The organism is Halorussus gelatinilyticus (assembly GCF_023238445.1).
Classification (GTDB): domain Archaea; phylum Halobacteriota; class Halobacteria; order Halobacteriales; family Haladaptataceae; genus Halorussus; species Halorussus gelatinilyticus.
The window spans coordinates 3,140,076-3,154,773 of record NZ_CP096658.1 but is presented as its reverse complement, the minus strand read 5'-3'; the positions used below and the strand labels follow the sequence as shown (position 1 = coordinate 3,154,773).

The 14,698-nt window shown below is 63.3% G+C and carries 15 protein-coding genes and 1 tRNA gene; 10 read left to right on the top strand and 6 right to left on the bottom strand.

Features of this window, described 5'->3' with window-relative positions:
* Positions 1-228: 228 nt before the first annotated feature.
* The gene (locus tag M0R88_RS16025; RefSeq protein ID WP_248654426.1) at positions 229-1,323 is read left to right on the top strand and encodes a PstS family phosphate ABC transporter substrate-binding protein; all 1,095 of its coding nucleotides are present in this window, start codon (positions 229-231) and stop codon (positions 1,321-1,323) included.
* Between the two features lie 36 nt (positions 1,324-1,359).
* On the opposite strand, the gene M0R88_RS16020 is transcribed toward M0R88_RS16025, so the two are convergent.
* Entirely contained in the window at positions 1,360-1,788 is a 429-nt protein-coding gene (locus M0R88_RS16020) for a DUF7522 family protein (protein WP_248654425.1), read from the bottom strand.
* Between the two features lie 129 nt (positions 1,789-1,917).
* On the opposite strand from M0R88_RS16020, the gene M0R88_RS16015 reads away from it, so the two are divergent.
* Positions 1,918-2,193 carry a DUF5827 family protein gene (locus M0R88_RS16015; RefSeq protein WP_248654424.1) on the top strand — a complete coding sequence of 92 codons (276 nt, stop codon included), beginning with the start codon at positions 1,918-1,920 and terminating at the stop codon, positions 2,191-2,193.
* Positions 2,190-3,020: an ATPase gene (locus tag M0R88_RS16010; protein ID WP_248654423.1), complete on the top strand. Its 831-nt coding sequence runs from the start codon at positions 2,190-2,192 to the stop codon at positions 3,018-3,020. Before M0R88_RS16015 ends, M0R88_RS16010 begins: the two co-directional genes overlap by 4 nt.
* A 23-nt stretch (positions 3,021-3,043) precedes the next feature.
* Here the strand turns inward: M0R88_RS16010 and M0R88_RS16005 are convergent, their stop codons facing one another.
* Together M0R88_RS16005 and M0R88_RS16000 are read right to left on the bottom strand one after the other, a co-directional pair.
* Positions 3,044-3,568 carry a Rieske (2Fe-2S) protein gene (locus tag M0R88_RS16005; protein ID WP_248654422.1) on the bottom strand — a complete coding sequence of 175 codons (525 nt, stop codon included), beginning with the start codon at positions 3,566-3,568 and terminating at the stop codon, positions 3,044-3,046.
* Between the two features lie 60 nt (positions 3,569-3,628).
* Positions 3,629-4,207, bottom strand: coding sequence for an MBL fold metallo-hydrolase (locus M0R88_RS16000; protein WP_248656721.1), 579 nt, complete (start codon positions 4,205-4,207; stop codon positions 3,629-3,631).
* Between the two features lie 99 nt (positions 4,208-4,306).
* Between M0R88_RS16000 and thyX the strand changes: the two genes are divergently transcribed.
* Together thyX and M0R88_RS15990 are read left to right on the top strand one after the other, a co-directional pair.
* Positions 4,307-5,050, top strand: a complete 744-nt coding sequence (thyX, locus tag M0R88_RS15995) for an FAD-dependent thymidylate synthase (protein ID WP_248654421.1) — start codon at positions 4,307-4,309, stop codon at positions 5,048-5,050.
* Positions 5,051-5,215: 165 nt separating this feature from the next.
* Positions 5,216-5,773 carry a hypothetical protein gene (locus M0R88_RS15990; protein WP_248654420.1) on the top strand — a complete coding sequence of 186 codons (558 nt, stop codon included), beginning with the start codon at positions 5,216-5,218 and terminating at the stop codon, positions 5,771-5,773.
* A 31-nt stretch (positions 5,774-5,804) separates the two neighbouring features.
* Here the strand turns inward: M0R88_RS15990 and M0R88_RS15985 are convergent, their stop codons facing one another.
* On the bottom strand, positions 5,805-6,290 hold the full coding sequence (locus M0R88_RS15985; RefSeq protein ID WP_248654419.1) for an Lrp/AsnC family transcriptional regulator: 486 nt from the start codon (positions 6,288-6,290) through the stop codon (positions 5,805-5,807).
* A gap of 228 nt (positions 6,291-6,518) precedes the next feature.
* Between M0R88_RS15985 and M0R88_RS15980 the strand changes: the two genes are divergently transcribed.
* Entirely contained in the window at positions 6,519-7,535 is a 1,017-nt protein-coding gene (locus M0R88_RS15980) for a DMT family transporter (protein ID WP_368409357.1), read from the top strand.
* Between the two features lie 127 nt (positions 7,536-7,662).
* On the opposite strand, the gene M0R88_RS15975 is transcribed toward M0R88_RS15980, so the two are convergent.
* On the bottom strand, positions 7,663-8,403 hold the full coding sequence (locus tag M0R88_RS15975) for an SDR family oxidoreductase (protein WP_248654417.1): 741 nt from the start codon (positions 8,401-8,403) through the stop codon (positions 7,663-7,665).
* A gap of 185 nt (positions 8,404-8,588) precedes the next feature.
* On the opposite strand from M0R88_RS15975, the gene M0R88_RS15970 reads away from it, so the two are divergent.
* The 4 genes from M0R88_RS15970 to M0R88_RS15955 all read left to right on the top strand — a co-directional run bounded on the left by M0R88_RS15970 (position 8,589) and on the right by M0R88_RS15955 (position 12,764).
* Positions 8,589-9,743: a metal-dependent hydrolase family protein gene (locus M0R88_RS15970; RefSeq protein ID WP_248654416.1), complete on the top strand. Its 1,155-nt coding sequence runs from the start codon at positions 8,589-8,591 to the stop codon at positions 9,741-9,743.
* Positions 9,744-9,893: 150 nt separating this feature from the next.
* Entirely contained in the window at positions 9,894-11,162 is a 1,269-nt protein-coding gene (locus tag M0R88_RS15965; RefSeq protein ID WP_248654415.1) for a helix-turn-helix transcriptional regulator, read from the top strand.
* Positions 11,163-11,343: 181 nt separating this feature from the next.
* Positions 11,344-11,418, top strand: a tRNA-Glu gene (locus tag M0R88_RS15960).
* Positions 11,419-11,639: 221 nt separating this feature from the next.
* Positions 11,640-12,764, top strand: coding sequence for a tyrosine-type recombinase/integrase (locus M0R88_RS15955; protein ID WP_248650006.1), 1,125 nt, complete (start codon positions 11,640-11,642; stop codon positions 12,762-12,764).
* 24 nt (positions 12,765-12,788) lie between these two features.
* Here M0R88_RS15955 and M0R88_RS15950 read toward each other — a convergent pair whose 3' ends face one another.
* Positions 12,789-14,138 (bottom strand): tyrosine-type recombinase/integrase, encoded by a 1,350-nt coding sequence (locus M0R88_RS15950; protein ID WP_248650005.1) that lies wholly within the window; start codon positions 14,136-14,138, stop codon positions 12,789-12,791.
* Between the last annotated feature and the right edge of the window lie 560 nt (positions 14,139-14,698).

Here is a 14,698-nt window from a genome sequence, read left to right as displayed (position 1 = left end):
CCCGAACCGCTAGTATTCTTTCGGCCGCTACCTCCGACCAGCGACGCGTCTCCTCGACAGGAGTTTCCCATTCGACATCTCCGACTCTCGATAGCTATGCATGCGAATGGTTCTCGAACCGTTGCATTCCATCGTGAAACGGTGGCAATGGAGAGCAATATATAGTTATCGAGAAAATATATATCTTCTTCGGAGAGTTTATCCGATAGTCTCGTCTTCCCTCACACGATGACAGGGAAATCGACTCGTCGCAAGTTCTTGACCGCCGCGGGAGCGTCCGGTGCGCTGGCGCTCGCGGGATGCGTCGGCGGCACGGGCGGTGCCACGAACGCGAGCGGGAACCAGAACGACTCCGGTTCCGGGAGTCAGTCGTCGGAGCCGACGCAGTTGAAGGCCGGCGGCTCTTCGACCGTTTATCCAATCACGAGCACCGCCGGGTCGGTCTGGTCGTCGAACCCGGCCGCCAGCGACGAGGAGTACTGGGGACCGAGCCAGTACGGCATCGACACCGAGAAGCGCCTCGCCGACTACTGGGCGGGTCTCTACGGGTTCGAGGCGACCGGGAGCGCCGCGCCGCCGTTCGACGTGTCGGTCGGGTTGAGCCACTCCGGGACCGGACTGGAGAAACTCAAGAACCGTCTCGTGGACATCGGCGACTCCAGCGCGCCGGTCTCGGCCGAACTCCCCGACGCCAGCGAGGAGGAGCTGAACAAGTACACGGACCACGTGGTCGGCGTGGACGCCCAACCCATCGTCGTCAGTAGCGAGGTTTACGAGGCGGGCGTGAAGCAGTTGACCGCCGAGCAGGTCCGGAACATCTACACCGGCGAAATCACGAACTGGTCGGAGATAGACGCCTACGACGGCCCGGACAAGAAGATTCAGGCGATCGGTCGCGCGGAAGGCTCGGGCACCGACACCGCCTTCCGAGCGAACATGCTCGGCGGCCCGAACGCGAAGATGCCCGGCGTGGACGTGCGCAAGGGGCAGAACCAGCAGGTCAAGACGGTCGTCTCGAAGTCCGACAACGCCATCGCGTACATGGCGCTGGCGTTCGTCGATTCCGAAGTTCCCGCCGTCTCCCTCTCGTTCGACGGGACGGTCTACAAGCCCGGCGAGAACCTCGCCGACGAGAACTACCCCCTCTCGCGCGACCTCCACTGCTACACCTACGAGGGCACCTCGAAGAAGGAGGCCTCCTTCCTCCGGATGATAATCAGCGACTTCGGACAGCAGAACTACGTCGAGACGCAGGGGTACGCGACGCTCACCGACGAGCGCCGGAAGAAGCAACTCGACAACCTTCCGGACACCGAGAACTGAACCGTCGCCGCGGGTCGGCCGACTTCGCCGGCCGCGTCACTCCGGGGCGAACGCGTCGAGCGGGTAGTCCGCCGTCACTTCGGCGAGCGCGTCGTTCAGCGCCCCGAAGTCGTAGCCGCCCTCCCGTCGGTCGAAACTGCCGAACGTGCCGATTCGCCGGTCGCCTTCGCGCAGGAACGTTCGGAACTGCTCGAACCCGTCGAATCCCCGGACGGTGTAGGCGTAGTCGGCGTAGTGGAGGTCGCTGTAGGTGTCGCGCGTGACGTAGCCGTATCGCTCGTTGTCCACGTAGCGGGACACGTCTACGTCGGCGACCTTCTCGTCCACGTCGTCGCGGACGTAGAGTCGCTCGTGGCTCTGCTGGTCGAACAGCCATACGTCTCGGAGGGCGTCGGTCCCGAACGTCGAGAACGCCTCGACGAACGCGCGGTTCGCTTCTCGGCGTTCCGCGTCCTCGTCTCCCATAGACACCGAACCTGCGTCGGCACACGGTATAAAAATTAGCCTCCGTCGGTCGTGACGTTGCAGAAGCGCGGCCGCGGCGTCCGACGACGAGACGAACCATTTACCCCGCGCTCGGTCGTACGCTCGGCCATGCCCCGACCGAAATCGGATTTCGAACAGCTCCATCCCTGCGACTTCTACACCGCCGAGGAACTGCTGAAGACCGACCAGATGTACACCGTCTACGAAATCGCGCGTCTCCTGCAGGGACTCGACCCGGACGCCGAGTTGGAAGCCGAGACCGAGGACATCCTGCTCGACTGGGCCATCCCGTGGGTGATGAACAACGCCGACGACTTGGTCATCGCCGAACCCGAGGCCGACGACGAACCGGGCTACTACGGCCTGAAGTCCGACGACCGATGAGGTTCCTCGTCGCCGGCGGCGACCGCGTGGACGCCGGGAAGACGACGTTCACCACCGGTCTCCTCGACCGACTCAGCGCGGTCGGGGTCAAGCCTCGCGCGGGCAACGACTACTGGTTCGACCACGACGACTACCGGCGCGCGGTCGAGGACGGTCGCCTCTACGGGAAGGACGCGAAGCGACTCGCCGCCGCGAGTTCCGAAGCCTGCGGGACCGACTTCGACCCCGAGGAGTTGAACCCGGTCCACCGACTCTGGCGGCCCTCGCCCGGCCCGGACACCGGACTCGTCGGCCAGTCCCATCGGGAGTACGTGCTGGACCGCGTGGGCGAGTCGTTCGTCGTGAACGCCCACGCCGACGTGCCGGAGTCGGCCCGCCGGACCCTCCCGCTGGCCGACGCGCCGGTAGTCGAGTCGGTCGAGCGACTGGACGAGATTACCCGACGGCTTCATCTCCCCATGCTGGAGGGGTTCGCCGAGCGCGTCCGCGAACTCCAGCGCGAGACCGGCGGGACCGCGGTCGTCGAATCGTACGGCGACGTCGCGCTCCCGATTCGCGGCCTCGACTTCGACGCGGTGGCCGTGGTCGAACCCGGCCGCGTGCGGGCCTACGACGGCGACCGGTTCGTGAAAGCCTGCGAAGTCGCCGGCGGGAGCGCCCGCGAGGGCCGACTGGAGGTCCACACCGGCGACGCGACCGAACTCGCGGACCCGAAGGCGACCGCCGCGCTCCCGGCACTCTCCGGCGACGACCGCCGGGACCCCGCCGCCGTCGCGCGGGCCTACGACGAGGCGTTCGACGAACTGCTCGCCGTCGCCGAGTCGTAGGCCGACCCGCGAGGGGAGTCGCCTCAGAAGCCGATGTGAGAAGTCGAACTCGGCATGTCGTCATCGTCGTCCTGCGATTCGTCCCCGTCTCCCGCCTCCTCACCGCCGCCTTCGATGCTGCCCTCGTGGACGAACTCGTAGCCGTCGTCGGCCAGGTAGACCGCGCCGTCCTCGACCGCGACTTCGACCGACGGGAGCGTCGTGTCCGCGGCATCGCCGTTGTCGCAGTAGCCCGAGCAGGCGTCGAACATCGACCCGTGCTTCGGGCAGATTATCTGACCGTCGCGCATCGCCGCGCCGAACCCCCGGTCGAGTCGCTGGGCCTCGTGCGTACATCGGTTAATCCACGCCTCGACGCCGGGGTCGTCGGGGTCGGCGTCGGCGGCGGAGTCGTCCGACTCGGCGGTCGCTCCGCCGTCCGTTCGCTCCTCCTCGCAGGGAACCAGAATCACCTCGTCCAGTTCGTCGTACTGGTCGCGGACCGTGAACAGCCACGACCGCTCGTCGCGGACCGTCTCGGTCGTCGTCAGTCGCGTTCTTCCGGTCACGGTGCGAGGAACGAACTCGCAGAAAATAAAACTGGCCGAGGGTCGCCCTCTCGCCGGAACTTATTCCATCCGGGCCGCTCGACCGGCCAGTTCCACGTCCTGGTACGGGTTCGTCGTGACGCTCGGGCCGTGGCCGACGTGCATCTCCGCGAGGTGTTCGTCCGCGCGCTCGCGGACTCGGTCGATGCTCTCGATTAGCCGCTTCCGGTCGCCCTCTTCGAGGTCTGTCCGGCCGAAGCTCCCGTTCTGGAATATCAGGTCGCCCGCGAACAGGACGCTCGCGGCCGACGAGTAGAAGCAGAGGTGGTCGTTCTTGTGCCCCGGCGTGTGGAGCGCGGTGTAGGCGTGGTCGCCCATCCGGACCGACTCCTCGTCGCCGATGGGGTTGTCCACCGCCGGTTGGTCGGTGTCGAAGCCCCACGTCTCGACGCCGAAGGCCTCGCTGACGGCTTCGAGGTTCCCGACGTGGTCGTGGTGGGTGTGGGTGAGAATTACGGCATCGAGGTCCGCGCCGCGGTCTTCGATTCGCGCGACCGCGTCGAAGTTCGACCCGGTATCGACCAGCACGGTCCGGTCGCCCTCCACGAGGAAGGCGTTGCTCGTGAACGCCTGCACGCCGCGCGCGAGGTTCGTAATCATGCCTCGGGGTACGAGCGGGGAGGGTTTGTGGGTGTCGTTGTCCATTAGAGAGAAAGTCGATGGGTCGATTTATGTGTCCAGACTGTACTCGTCACACCCATGGAAGTCCAACTACTGGAGGCCACGGACGATCCGGAGGAGCTGATTTGTTCGGCGGCACGCAACGATTATATGGAGGATTTCGTCGGCGACAAGTCGTTTGAGGAGGTCATGACGACGGTCGAGGGCGAGACCATCGAGGAGAAGAAGGAGACGCTCATCGGTCATCTGCTGAAGCAGGGCCACTTCGGACCCTTCGAACACCCGCAAATCACCTTCGCTGTGAAAGGCATCAGTCGGTCCTGCATGGCTCAGATCACCCGCCACCGTCACGCCTCGTTCGACGTGCGAAGCATGCGCTACGTCTCGTTCGACGACGTGGACCCTGAGGACGTTGCCGAGGGCGAACTCGTCGTCACACCACCGTCTGCGACTGACCCCGACTGGATCGGCCGGAATCAAGAGGGCGGCGCGGTGGACGACGAGACCGTCGAGAAGCGCGAGGCCGTCTTCCGAGAGTCGGTCAAGCGCTCTGTCGAGGAGTATCAGGAGTTGCTCGATCTGGGCATGCCTCCCGAGGACGCCCGGTTCGTCTTGCCCATCGGGACGGAGGTGAATATGGTGTTCTCCGTCAACGCACGAATGCTCATGCACATCGCAGATTTGCGTGCGGCGGCGGACAGCCAGTGGGAGATTCGAGATATGACCGAGCGCGTTCTCGACTTGGCAAAAGAGTGGTGTCCCATCACCTTCGAGTACTACGAGGAGAACATGAAGAATCGCAAGAATCGCATCGCTCCGTGACGCCCCGGTAGCTATTTTAGACGATAGTGACTACGACGGGTTATGACAGCGACGTGTCCCCGTTGTAATCGTGACTTCGAGCGTCTTGGCAGTCACTGGGCACGGTCAAACTGTGAACGACCCCGTATCACGGAGTATCAATTCGAACTGCTCGTCGGGATTCTCATGGGTGACGGTGATGTACACGGTCGGTCAGACCGAAATCCCCACTTCCGCGTTCGGATGACGAATCGAGAGTTTCGCTATTTGGGCGACTGTTTGGGTGTCCTCTCTACAGGCGTCTTTCTGGACCGAACCGCCGAGTATCAGTACGAACAAGCGAAAAATTCGAGCCACGACAAGTTCGATGTCGCAAACAGCGAAGAGTACAACGACTTCTACGGTCTACGGACGCGCTCTCATCCTCAGATTCACGACTTGAAACGGTGGTACGGTACCGGCGAGAAGCGATTTCCGAGCGACCTCACGCTCACTCCAACGATAGCGAAGATGTGGTACGTCTGTGACGGGTGGCTAGCCGAGGAAAAGAATCACCGACCGAGAGCGATGATAAAGGCCACTAACGAAGCCGATCGACCTAGATACCTCAAACGGCTTTTCACCAAACAGGGACTCGACCCGCATTTTACTCGCACGGAACTTCAGTTCACGACAGACGAAACGAAGCGGTTTCTCGAATGGGTCGGTTCACCGCCACCGGGATTTGCGTACAAATGGCCGTAGCTGTCGGATTGACAGCTTTTATTGATCGCTTCTACTCGTCGGCCAGTTCCTCGACCAGCGTCTCTAAACTGTAGCTCTCCAGCGGATTGTCCGTATCCCGGAGCGACGAGATGACGAACGTCGAGTTCGTGCGCTCGACCCCGTCGATGCTCTCGAAGTCGCTGATGAGGCGTTCGACCGCGTCACTGTTGGGGAGGCGCGCGACGATGATGAAGTCGGTCTCGCCCATGGCGAAGTACGCCTGCGTGACGCCCTCGACGGCGAGTAGCTTCTCGCCGAACTCCTCGTAGGAGTCGCTGTAGTCGGCCAGCACCTCCACGACGACGGTGACCCCGAGGCCCGCGGCTTCGAGGTCGATGTCGTAGAGGTCGTTCTCGATGACGCCCTCCTCGCGCAGGTTGTTCAGTCGGTAGTGGATGGTCGAGACCGGGATGTCGGTCTCCTCGCTCAACTTCTCGGGACTGCCGGTTCCGAGGTCCGCGATAGCCTTGAGAATGGTCACGTCACGCTCGTCCATTTTCCTCCACCTTGCGTCGCCGACTACTTAACGTCGGGTCTGTCGGTTCGGCCGGGTCGGATGCAGCTACGCCGGATAAATTATCTGCTAGAATTGAATTGCTCTGAACGAGCGATTATTCGTTAAGAATCCATTGTTCTCCCCCTATTTTCGTCTTCAGTTCTACTCTACTCCAATCTGTTGTAGAAGCGTTTAAGGACGACGAGCAAAGACAGTTGAAACAGAATCATGATTTCGGACAAGATTGGGAGTCGAGTTTCACTTACTCCCGTTCTATTCGTTTTGCTCGCCACGGTCTGGGGCGGTTCGTTCGTCGCCATCGAAATCGGCCTGCACTACTTCCCGCCGCTGGTCTTCGCCGGACTCCGGTACGCGGTGGCCGGCTCGGTGGTCCTCGGTTACGCCGCGGTGGCGACCGACCGCTGGCGGCCCCGAGAGCGCGACGAGTACCTCGCGGTGGGCGTCGTCGGCGCGTTCGTCATCGCCGGCTACCACGGCCTGCTGTATCTGGGGGAACTGCGCGTCTCGGGCGCGGTCGCGTCGGTCGTCGTCAGCCTCTCGCCGGTCCTGACCGCGGGGTTCGCGGCCGTCCTGCTGGACGAACGCCTGACCGTGCCGAAGGGCGTCGGCTTCGCGCTCGGCATCGTCGGCGTGGGCGTCGTCGCGGGCCTGAACCCGACGAGCGCGCTCTCGGCGAGCGTCCTCGGCGTCGGTCTGGTCCTGCTGGGCATCGCGTGCTTCGCGCTCGGCGGGGTCCTGACCCGGCCGCTCCGGACCGACTTCCCGATAGCGACGATGGAGGGGTGGGCGATGCTCGGCGGGTCGGGACTGCTGTTCGTCGCCGGCAGGATTCGCGGCGAGTCGCTGGCCGCGATTCGGCTCACCCCGACCGCGCTGGCCTCGTTCGCGTACCTGACGCTCTTCTCGGGCGTCGTGGCGTACCTGCTGTACTTCCACCTGCTGGACGAACTCGGTCCGACGCGGCTCAACCTCGTGGGCTACCTCGAACCCGTCGTGGCGACGCTGGCGAGTTGGGCCGTGCTGGACGAGTTGGTCGGTCCCTCGACGCTCGTCGGCTTCGCGGCCATCTTCGCCGGGTTCGCGGTGCTGAACCGCCACGTCGTTCGGGAGGTCGCGGTGTCCGTGCGGGGGTCGTCCGCGCGCGGCGACGAGTCGGTGTCCGAGGACGCCGCCACCGGGGACGGAACTGCGTGGTCCAGTTCGGCGGGTCCCGCCGACGACTGACGGTGCCCCCGTCGCTCGCCGGGAGCGAGTTCGTCTCGCTCTGAATCGGCGGGCGCGTTCTTCTCTCCGTTATCGTTCTTCCGTCGTCCGTTCTCCGGTCGCTCGTTCTCCGCCGGTCCGCGCTCGCTCAGAACCCGCTGAACTTGTCGCGCCGGTAGATGTCAAGTTCGCTCACGGTCGAGTTCTCCTGTTTCGCCGCGAACGCGATGGCGTCGGCGACCTCCTCGGGTTCGGTGACTTCGCCCTCACCGAACCGCTCGGCGAACGACTCGCCGTAGGCCGACCCGAACTCTGTCCGGACCTCGGAGGGGTTGACCACCGTGACGGCGACGCCCTCCTCACCGACGTTGCCCTCGATGCTGTGGGCGAACCCGCGGACCCACCACTTCGTCGCGGCGTAGATGGGGTTAAACGGCCGGGGATACTGGCCCGCGAAACTCCCGACGAAGACGAGGTTGCCCTCGGTCTCTTCGAGATGCGGAACCGCGGCCCGCGTCGCGTAGAACACGCCGTCCACGTTGGTCTCCATCATCGTCTCGTACTCGTCGGTACCCAGCGATTCGACCGACTCGCCGCGGGCCAGTCCGGCGTTGTTGACCAGCACGTCGAGACCGTCGAACTCGGCGACTGTCGTCTCGATCATCTCCTCGACCGAGTCCTCGTTTCGCACGTTGGTCTGGACGACGAGCGTCTCGGCGTCCCACTCGCTCTCTATCGTCTCCGCGATGTCGTTCAGCACCTTCCGGCGGCGGGCCGCGAGCGCGACGCGCGCGCCGTCGCGGGCGAGTGCGTGGGCCGTCGCTTCGCCGATGCCGGAACTGGCACCGGTGACCAGCGCCGTCTTCCCGTCGAGCGGGTCGTCTGCCATGCGGAGCAGTGAGACGACGAGCGGATTGGTTCTTTCGGTGGTCGGGGACCGACGCGTCCGTTCGGGGACGCCTCGTCCGTCCGGAGACACTTCGTCCCTCTCGTCCGGCGACGCTCCGTCGCGACCGCACGGGAAGACCGTGCCGCAACCCCGGAATTTAGGACGGTGCGTGGTAACAAGGAGATATGTTCGTCATTCGAGGCGGGACGGTCGTGGACGCCGACGGGACCCGAGAAGCCGACGTCGCGGTCGAAGACGGGCGAATCGCCGCTGTCGGCGACGTACCCGACGACCCCGACGACGAGATAGACGCGACCGGCCGGTTCGTCGCGCCCGGACTCGTGGACGCCCACGTCCACGTGATGATGGACGGCCGGGCCGACCCGGGCGAGATAGACGGCGACAGCGACGCGACGCTGGCCTACCGGGCGACGGCCAACCTCCGGAACGCGCTCGACGCGGGCGTGACGACGGTCCGAGACCTCGGTTCGGCGGGCACGCTCGCGCTCGACGCCCGCGACGCGGTCGCGGCGGGTACCCTCGACGGGCCGCAGGTCGTCGCGTGCGGCCAGGGCGTCGTGATGACCGGCGGCCACGGCCACTGGTTCGGTCGGGAGGCCGACGGCGTGCCGGAAGTCAAGAAGGCGGTCCGCAAGCAACTCAAGCGCGGCGCGGACGTGGTGAAGTGCATGGCGACCGGCGGCGTCCTCACCGAGGGAGCGCTGACGGGGATGCCGGAACTCGACGAGGAGGAACTCGAAACCGTCGTCGAGACCGCCGGAGCCAAGCGCGTGCCGACCGCGGCCCACGCTCACGGGACCGAAGGCATCAAGAACGCGGTCCGGGCCGGCATCTCCAGCGTCGAACACGGAACCTTCATGGACCGCGAGGCGACCGAACTGATGGCCGACCGGGGCACCTACTGGGTGCCGACCGCGAAGGCGCTCTACGGCATCGTGGAGGCGGGGACCGAGGCCGGAATCCCCGAATTCGCCGTCGAGAAGGCCGAAGAAGCCAAGGAGGCGTGGGAAGACGCCTTCGAGTACGCGCTCGATGCCGGCGTCCCCATCGCCATGGGGACCGATGCCGGGACGCCGTTCAACTTCTTCGCCGACATCCCCGAGGAGTTGGAACTCATGGTGAACCACGGTCTCTCGGAGCGACAAGCACTGGAAGCCGCGACGGTCAACGCCGCCGACCTGCTCGGTCTGGACGACGTAGGCACGGTTTCGGAGGGCGCTCGCGCGGACCTCGTGGTGTTGGACGAGAATCCGCTGGACGACGTGACGACGTGGCAATCGCCAACGCGTGTCGTGTGCCGTGGAACCACGGTCCGGTGACAAGCCTACGTCAAAAGGTCTTTTATATTTAGTAATACTTCCTATAAATAACAAGATTGAAAATTGGAGGCCGTGTGGTGTGTTCCACTTTATCAGAAGCTCGGCGCTGACAAAAGGTCTTTTATACCGGGCAATGGAGAATTACACTACATGAGACGGCTGCTGGCTGTCGGCCTCGTAGTCGTGCTACTCGTCGGGACGGTGCCCGTAGCGCCGGTGCTGGGCGTCCTTCCTGCGCGTGACGCGACGTCAGTCTCGACGATGCCCTCCACGGAGGTCCGCGACGGGCCCTCGACGGAACTCTCCCGAACGCCCCAGACGCTCGGCGTCGCGGAGAACTTCGACACCGTGGAGTTCCACATCACGGTCCACGAGAACGGGACCGCCGAGTGGACGTTCACCTACCAGCGCACGCTGAACAACGACACCGAGCGTCGCCAGTTCCAGCAGTTCGCCAGCGAGTTCAACAACAACTCGACGCGGCTCTACGAGAACTTCAAACGGCAGGCCCGCCAACTCGCCAGCGCCGGGCAGAACGCGACCGGCCGCGCGATGAAGGCCCAGCACTTCCACAAGGAGGCCTACGTCGGCGGTCTCGTCAACGAGAACCGCGGCATCGTCAAGATGTCGTTCCAGTGGACGAGCTTCGCCACCGCCGAGGGCGAGACGGTCATCATCGGCGACGTGTTCGAGGGCGGTCTCTACATCGGCCCGAACCAGTCGCTGGTCGTCCACACCGGGACCGGTCTCCAGTTCCAGTCGGCACAGCCCTCGGCCTCCGCCCAGCCGTCCGGCGACTCGCTGGTCGCCAGCGAGTCGGTGACGTGGCAGGGCGAGCACGATTTCATCGACCAGCGCCCGCGCGTCAAGTTCGAACCGGTAGAGGGGACGACGACCACGACGACCGCCGAGACGACCAACTCCGGCGGCGGGAACGCGACAGTCACGACGCGACCGGCCGGACAACCGCCGTCTGACGGGGGAGGCGGCTGGTCGCTGTTGATGATGTTCATCGGTGCCGTCGTCGTCCTCCTCGGTCTCGCGGCCGCGTTCGCCTACCGGCAGGGCGACTTCGGGTCGTTCGCCGGGAGTACAGACAGGCCCGACGGTGGCGACGGCGGTGGCGGGGCGGCCGCGGCGGGCAACGGCGGAACGACCGCCTCGGAACCGTCCGTCAGCGACGAGGAGTTACTCACCGACGAGGCTCGCGTGAAGAAACTGCTCGACGAGAACGGCGGCCGGATGAAGCAGGTCAACATCGTCGAGGAGACCGGCTGGTCGAAGTCGAAGGTCAGCATGCTCCTCTCGGAGATGGAGGAGGAAGGCGACATCAGCAAACTCCGGGTCGGCCGCGAGAACATCATCAGCCTCGAAGGCCACGAACCCGACGCTGCCGGCTCGCCGCTCGAAGGCGAGTAATCGTTCACGTCCGTTCATTCTGACCGAGAGTCGAGACTGTTCGTAGCGCGGCGGCTGGAAAGCCGTGATTTCGCTCACGTGAACGGTTTCCAATAGTTTCGCTGATATGGGGGACAGGACCACGGTGCCGTGAAAACGCAACTGTTAAACGGTCCGTGCCACTACGAAAAAGTGCCGACGCGCTCCGTTGGTGTAGTCCGGCCAATCATCTTGCCCTCTCACGGCAAGGACCAGGGTTCAAATCCCTGACGGAGCACTCCCATCCTTCTCCCGTCATGCAGTTTTCGTCCGTGAACAACGGTGAAACCAACGCATGTTCACGGGCAATTACCTTCGATGGACCGGTCGAACCCGCCGCCGTCTTGCGATTAGCGATATAGCGGCGGCAAGCACCTTAGATGTACTGAACCCCACGCCGTCTGGCGATTGGGTGAAATCGACGGGCAAGCACCTGGGTTCCCCGCGAGGTGGCAGGCAATGAAGAACGCCGACGAGGCAACGACCCCTCTAGAGGGGATTACAGTCGTCCCCGAACCCTCCGCGGAACTCCTCAACGAACGCCAACAGATCGACTACCGCAACCAGCGCGAGCAGTGCCTCGAATGGCTGCTCGTATTCGGGAAAGACCCCAAGAAGGCCGAGGGTTACGCACGCACTACCGTCAAGAACCGCGCCCACCGAATGGACCAGTTCTACCGGTGGGTGTGGGACCAAGACGGGTATACGACGAACGTCACGCACGACCACGCCGACGCGTACCTGACCTGGCTCGCCAAGCAGGACCACAGCAACGCCCACAAGGACAACTGCCGGAAGGCGCTGCTGATGCTGTACAAGTGGCGCGAACACGAACACGGGTTAGACGAGTGGGACCCGGAGCTGTCCTTCAGTACCGGCCACAAGACGACCACGCCGCGCGACTACCTGACACGTGAGGAACGCGGCCAGATTCGGGAAGCCGCGCTCGAATACGGAAGCGTCCCGTCGTACAAGGGCCTCGATTCCGAGGAGCGCGACCGGTGGAAGGCTTACCTCGCCCAGCGCTTCGAGAAGCCGAAATCCGAAGTGACGCCGGAGGACTGGGACGAGGCGAACGGCTGGAAGATCCCGAGCCTCGTCTCGGTGAGTCTCGACGCAGGACTGCGTCCCATCGAAGTGGAGCGTGCCGTGACGGGCTGGGTCGATATCGAGAACGCCGTGTTGCGCATCCCGAAGGAGCAGTCCTCGAAGAACACCGGCCACTGGATCGTCGGTCTTCAGGACCGGACGGCCGAGACGCTCGACCGCTGGCTTGAGCAGCGCGAGAACGACCCGACGTACGACGACACTGACAAGCTCTGGCTGACTCGGTTCGGCAACACCTACGGGTCAGCTTCACTGCGAAAGGTCCTTCGCCGGCTCTGCGATCAGGCCGACATCCCATACGAAAACCGGCAGATGAGTTGGTACTCTATACGTCATTCCACTGGTACTTACATGACCAGGGAGGAAGACCTCGCTGCAGCTCAAGCTCAACTCCGACATAAAAGCCCTGAAACAACTATGAAGTACGACCAAGCGCCCGTAGAGGACCGTCAGAACGCCCTAGACCGGATGGGCTGAGAAACGGACGCCGAGCAGGCCCGGTCAGATTTCTTCGGACAGTATTTTCTGAGCGAGGTCGGCGCGGTCCTCCTGAGTGTCGTCGATGACCGCGTCGATGTGCGTAGGAGGAGTCTCTGCTGCGGGGGCCGATGTCTCGTTTTGGGTCTTCCGAGCGGGTTCCTGTGGCGTGTCCTCCCGAGTCGGTTGCTGTGTCTCGTCCGCGTACGGGTTGAACTCCGGGTCTTCTACTGCCCGTCGTGCGGTCTCGTTCACTTTTTCGAGCGTGTGGCGGCGACTCTCGATGGTGGACTCGCCGTAGGTTTTCTTCGTGGTCTCGATGTGCTCGTGGCGGAGCTGGTCGCGGGCCTGTGAGACGCCTTCCGTCTCTTCGATGGATTGCCCGAGGTTGTGTCGGAGGCTGTACCACACGATGTTGCGGTGCTCGTGGTCGATACCCGCCTCGTCGCAGAGCCGCCGGAGCAGGTAGCAGAGGTTCTTCGAACTGTACGGGTTCCCGTCGCGGTTGAGCCAGAGGCGATTCGTCCCGTCGTACTTCTCGTAGTGACGGCGCTCCTGCAACCACTTGCCCATCAGTTCGCCGGTTTCATCCGTGAGCGGGAGTTCCGTCGTCGGCCGGTCCTTCCCGGCGTCCTCCTTCGTGATTTTGAGGATGTTCCGCTTCGCGTCGTACCAGTCCGTACGCGCCCGCTCGACCTCAACCGGGATGATCCCCGTTTCCAGGGCCACGGCGATGAGCGAAGCAACTTTGTTGCTGGTGTCCGCGCGCTCCCAGTCTTTCCTCGTGACTTCGGCTTTCGGTTTCCCAAGTCGCTGCGCGACGAGGCTATCGATCTTGTCGCGCTCCTCCTCGGACGTCTCGTAGTACGACGGCAGCGACCCGTACTCCTTCGCCGCTTGGAGAACCTGCCAGCGCTCTTCGAAATTTAGTTTGTCGGCGTGTTCGTGCTCACCGTCAGTGAAGTTGATCCGCGGCCGCCATTTCTCTGCCCCGTACTGGTCGTGCTTCCACGCGAAGTACTTCTGGAGCGCATCAGCGAACTTCCGCTTGCTCGTCTCCGAGTACGGATCGCCACTCTGGGTACGGATTTCGTCGCGGTCCAACCACTTGACGATCAGATCCGCCTGGTCGTGCGTGAGTTCCGTCTTGTCCGATGGGTCAAAGCGGTCGATGACGAACCTGAAGACTTGGTCAACACGTGCGTGGTAGTTCTCCGACAGCGACGATGACAGCGGCTGTCGTCGATTCGGGTTCTTCCCCTTCGTCAGCATCCAGTTGTAGAACTCGTCGAGATCGCTCTGTACTCTGCTCGCGTCATCACCGAGCGACTCCGCAAGCGCGTCCGTGATCGATTTTGGTTGGTGGTCTGGCATCGAAGCACACCGGGAAATGGACCGGTTACCTAAATACCCTCGTAATCAACCACTTTCGGTGCTTCCATCGAATGTATCCTTCCCCGGATAATCGCCCTATCCAGGGTCTGTAAGTTCTGTTTGGGGAATACGGTAACCGATCCTACGCCACTACCGGTCTCTACAATGGAATGTTTGTAATCCCGTGAAGTGATCCGTTTCCCGGAAGGAGATACCCTCGTCTGGCCGTTAACGAAATATCGATACCGGCCTAAAAGTGATACTAGAAAACCACATCTCCTTCTGGCGGTACCGATAGCGGGCTATCTGGCGGAATCCCATCAGGAATTGCCGGGAATATTGTGACAGCAGAGACTGCCTGAAACGACCGTCGAAACAATGCCCTCGACAAACAATCGCCCTCCAAAAATCCCATCGTCGATGTCATGTACACGGCTAAGTACGTACTCAGGTACATACACAGGTACCTCAGTACCCACTGGCGAACACCAATGAGTAGGCAGATATGTACTCGTCTCAGTATGTACGAACTGGTATGCGGAACTACGGAAGACGATAGA

Coding starts and splice junctions, on each gene's coding strand:
- M0R88_RS15950 (WP_248650005.1), bottom strand. CDS start 14,138: ATGCCAGACCACCAACCAAAATCGATCACGGACGCGCTTGCGGAGTCG.
- M0R88_RS16025 (WP_248654426.1), top strand. CDS start 229: ATGACAGGGAAATCGACTCGTCGCAAGTTCTTGACCGCCGCGGGAGCG.
- M0R88_RS15985 (WP_248654419.1), bottom strand. CDS start 6,290: ATGGACGAGCGTGACGTGACCATTCTCAAGGCTATCGCGGACCTCGGA.
- M0R88_RS15990 (WP_248654420.1), top strand. CDS start 5,216: ATGGGTGACGGTGATGTACACGGTCGGTCAGACCGAAATCCCCACTTC.
- thyX (WP_248654421.1), top strand. CDS start 4,307: ATGGAAGTCCAACTACTGGAGGCCACGGACGATCCGGAGGAGCTGATT.
- M0R88_RS15980 (WP_368409357.1), top strand. CDS start 6,519: ATGATTTCGGACAAGATTGGGAGTCGAGTTTCACTTACTCCCGTTCTA.
- M0R88_RS15970 (WP_248654416.1), top strand. CDS start 8,589: ATGTTCGTCATTCGAGGCGGGACGGTCGTGGACGCCGACGGGACCCGA.
- M0R88_RS16000 (WP_248656721.1), bottom strand. CDS start 4,207: ATGATTACGAACCTCGCGCGCGGCGTGCAGGCGTTCACGAGCAACGCC.
- M0R88_RS15965 (WP_248654415.1), top strand. CDS start 9,894: ATGAGACGGCTGCTGGCTGTCGGCCTCGTAGTCGTGCTACTCGTCGGG.
- M0R88_RS16020 (WP_248654425.1), bottom strand. CDS start 1,788: ATGGGAGACGAGGACGCGGAACGCCGAGAAGCGAACCGCGCGTTCGTC.
- M0R88_RS16010 (WP_248654423.1), top strand. CDS start 2,190: ATGAGGTTCCTCGTCGCCGGCGGCGACCGCGTGGACGCCGGGAAGACG.
- M0R88_RS15955 (WP_248650006.1), top strand. CDS start 11,640: ATGAAGAACGCCGACGAGGCAACGACCCCTCTAGAGGGGATTACAGTC.
- M0R88_RS16015 (WP_248654424.1), top strand. CDS start 1,918: ATGCCCCGACCGAAATCGGATTTCGAACAGCTCCATCCCTGCGACTTC.
- M0R88_RS15975 (WP_248654417.1), bottom strand. CDS start 8,403: ATGGCAGACGACCCGCTCGACGGGAAGACGGCGCTGGTCACCGGTGCC.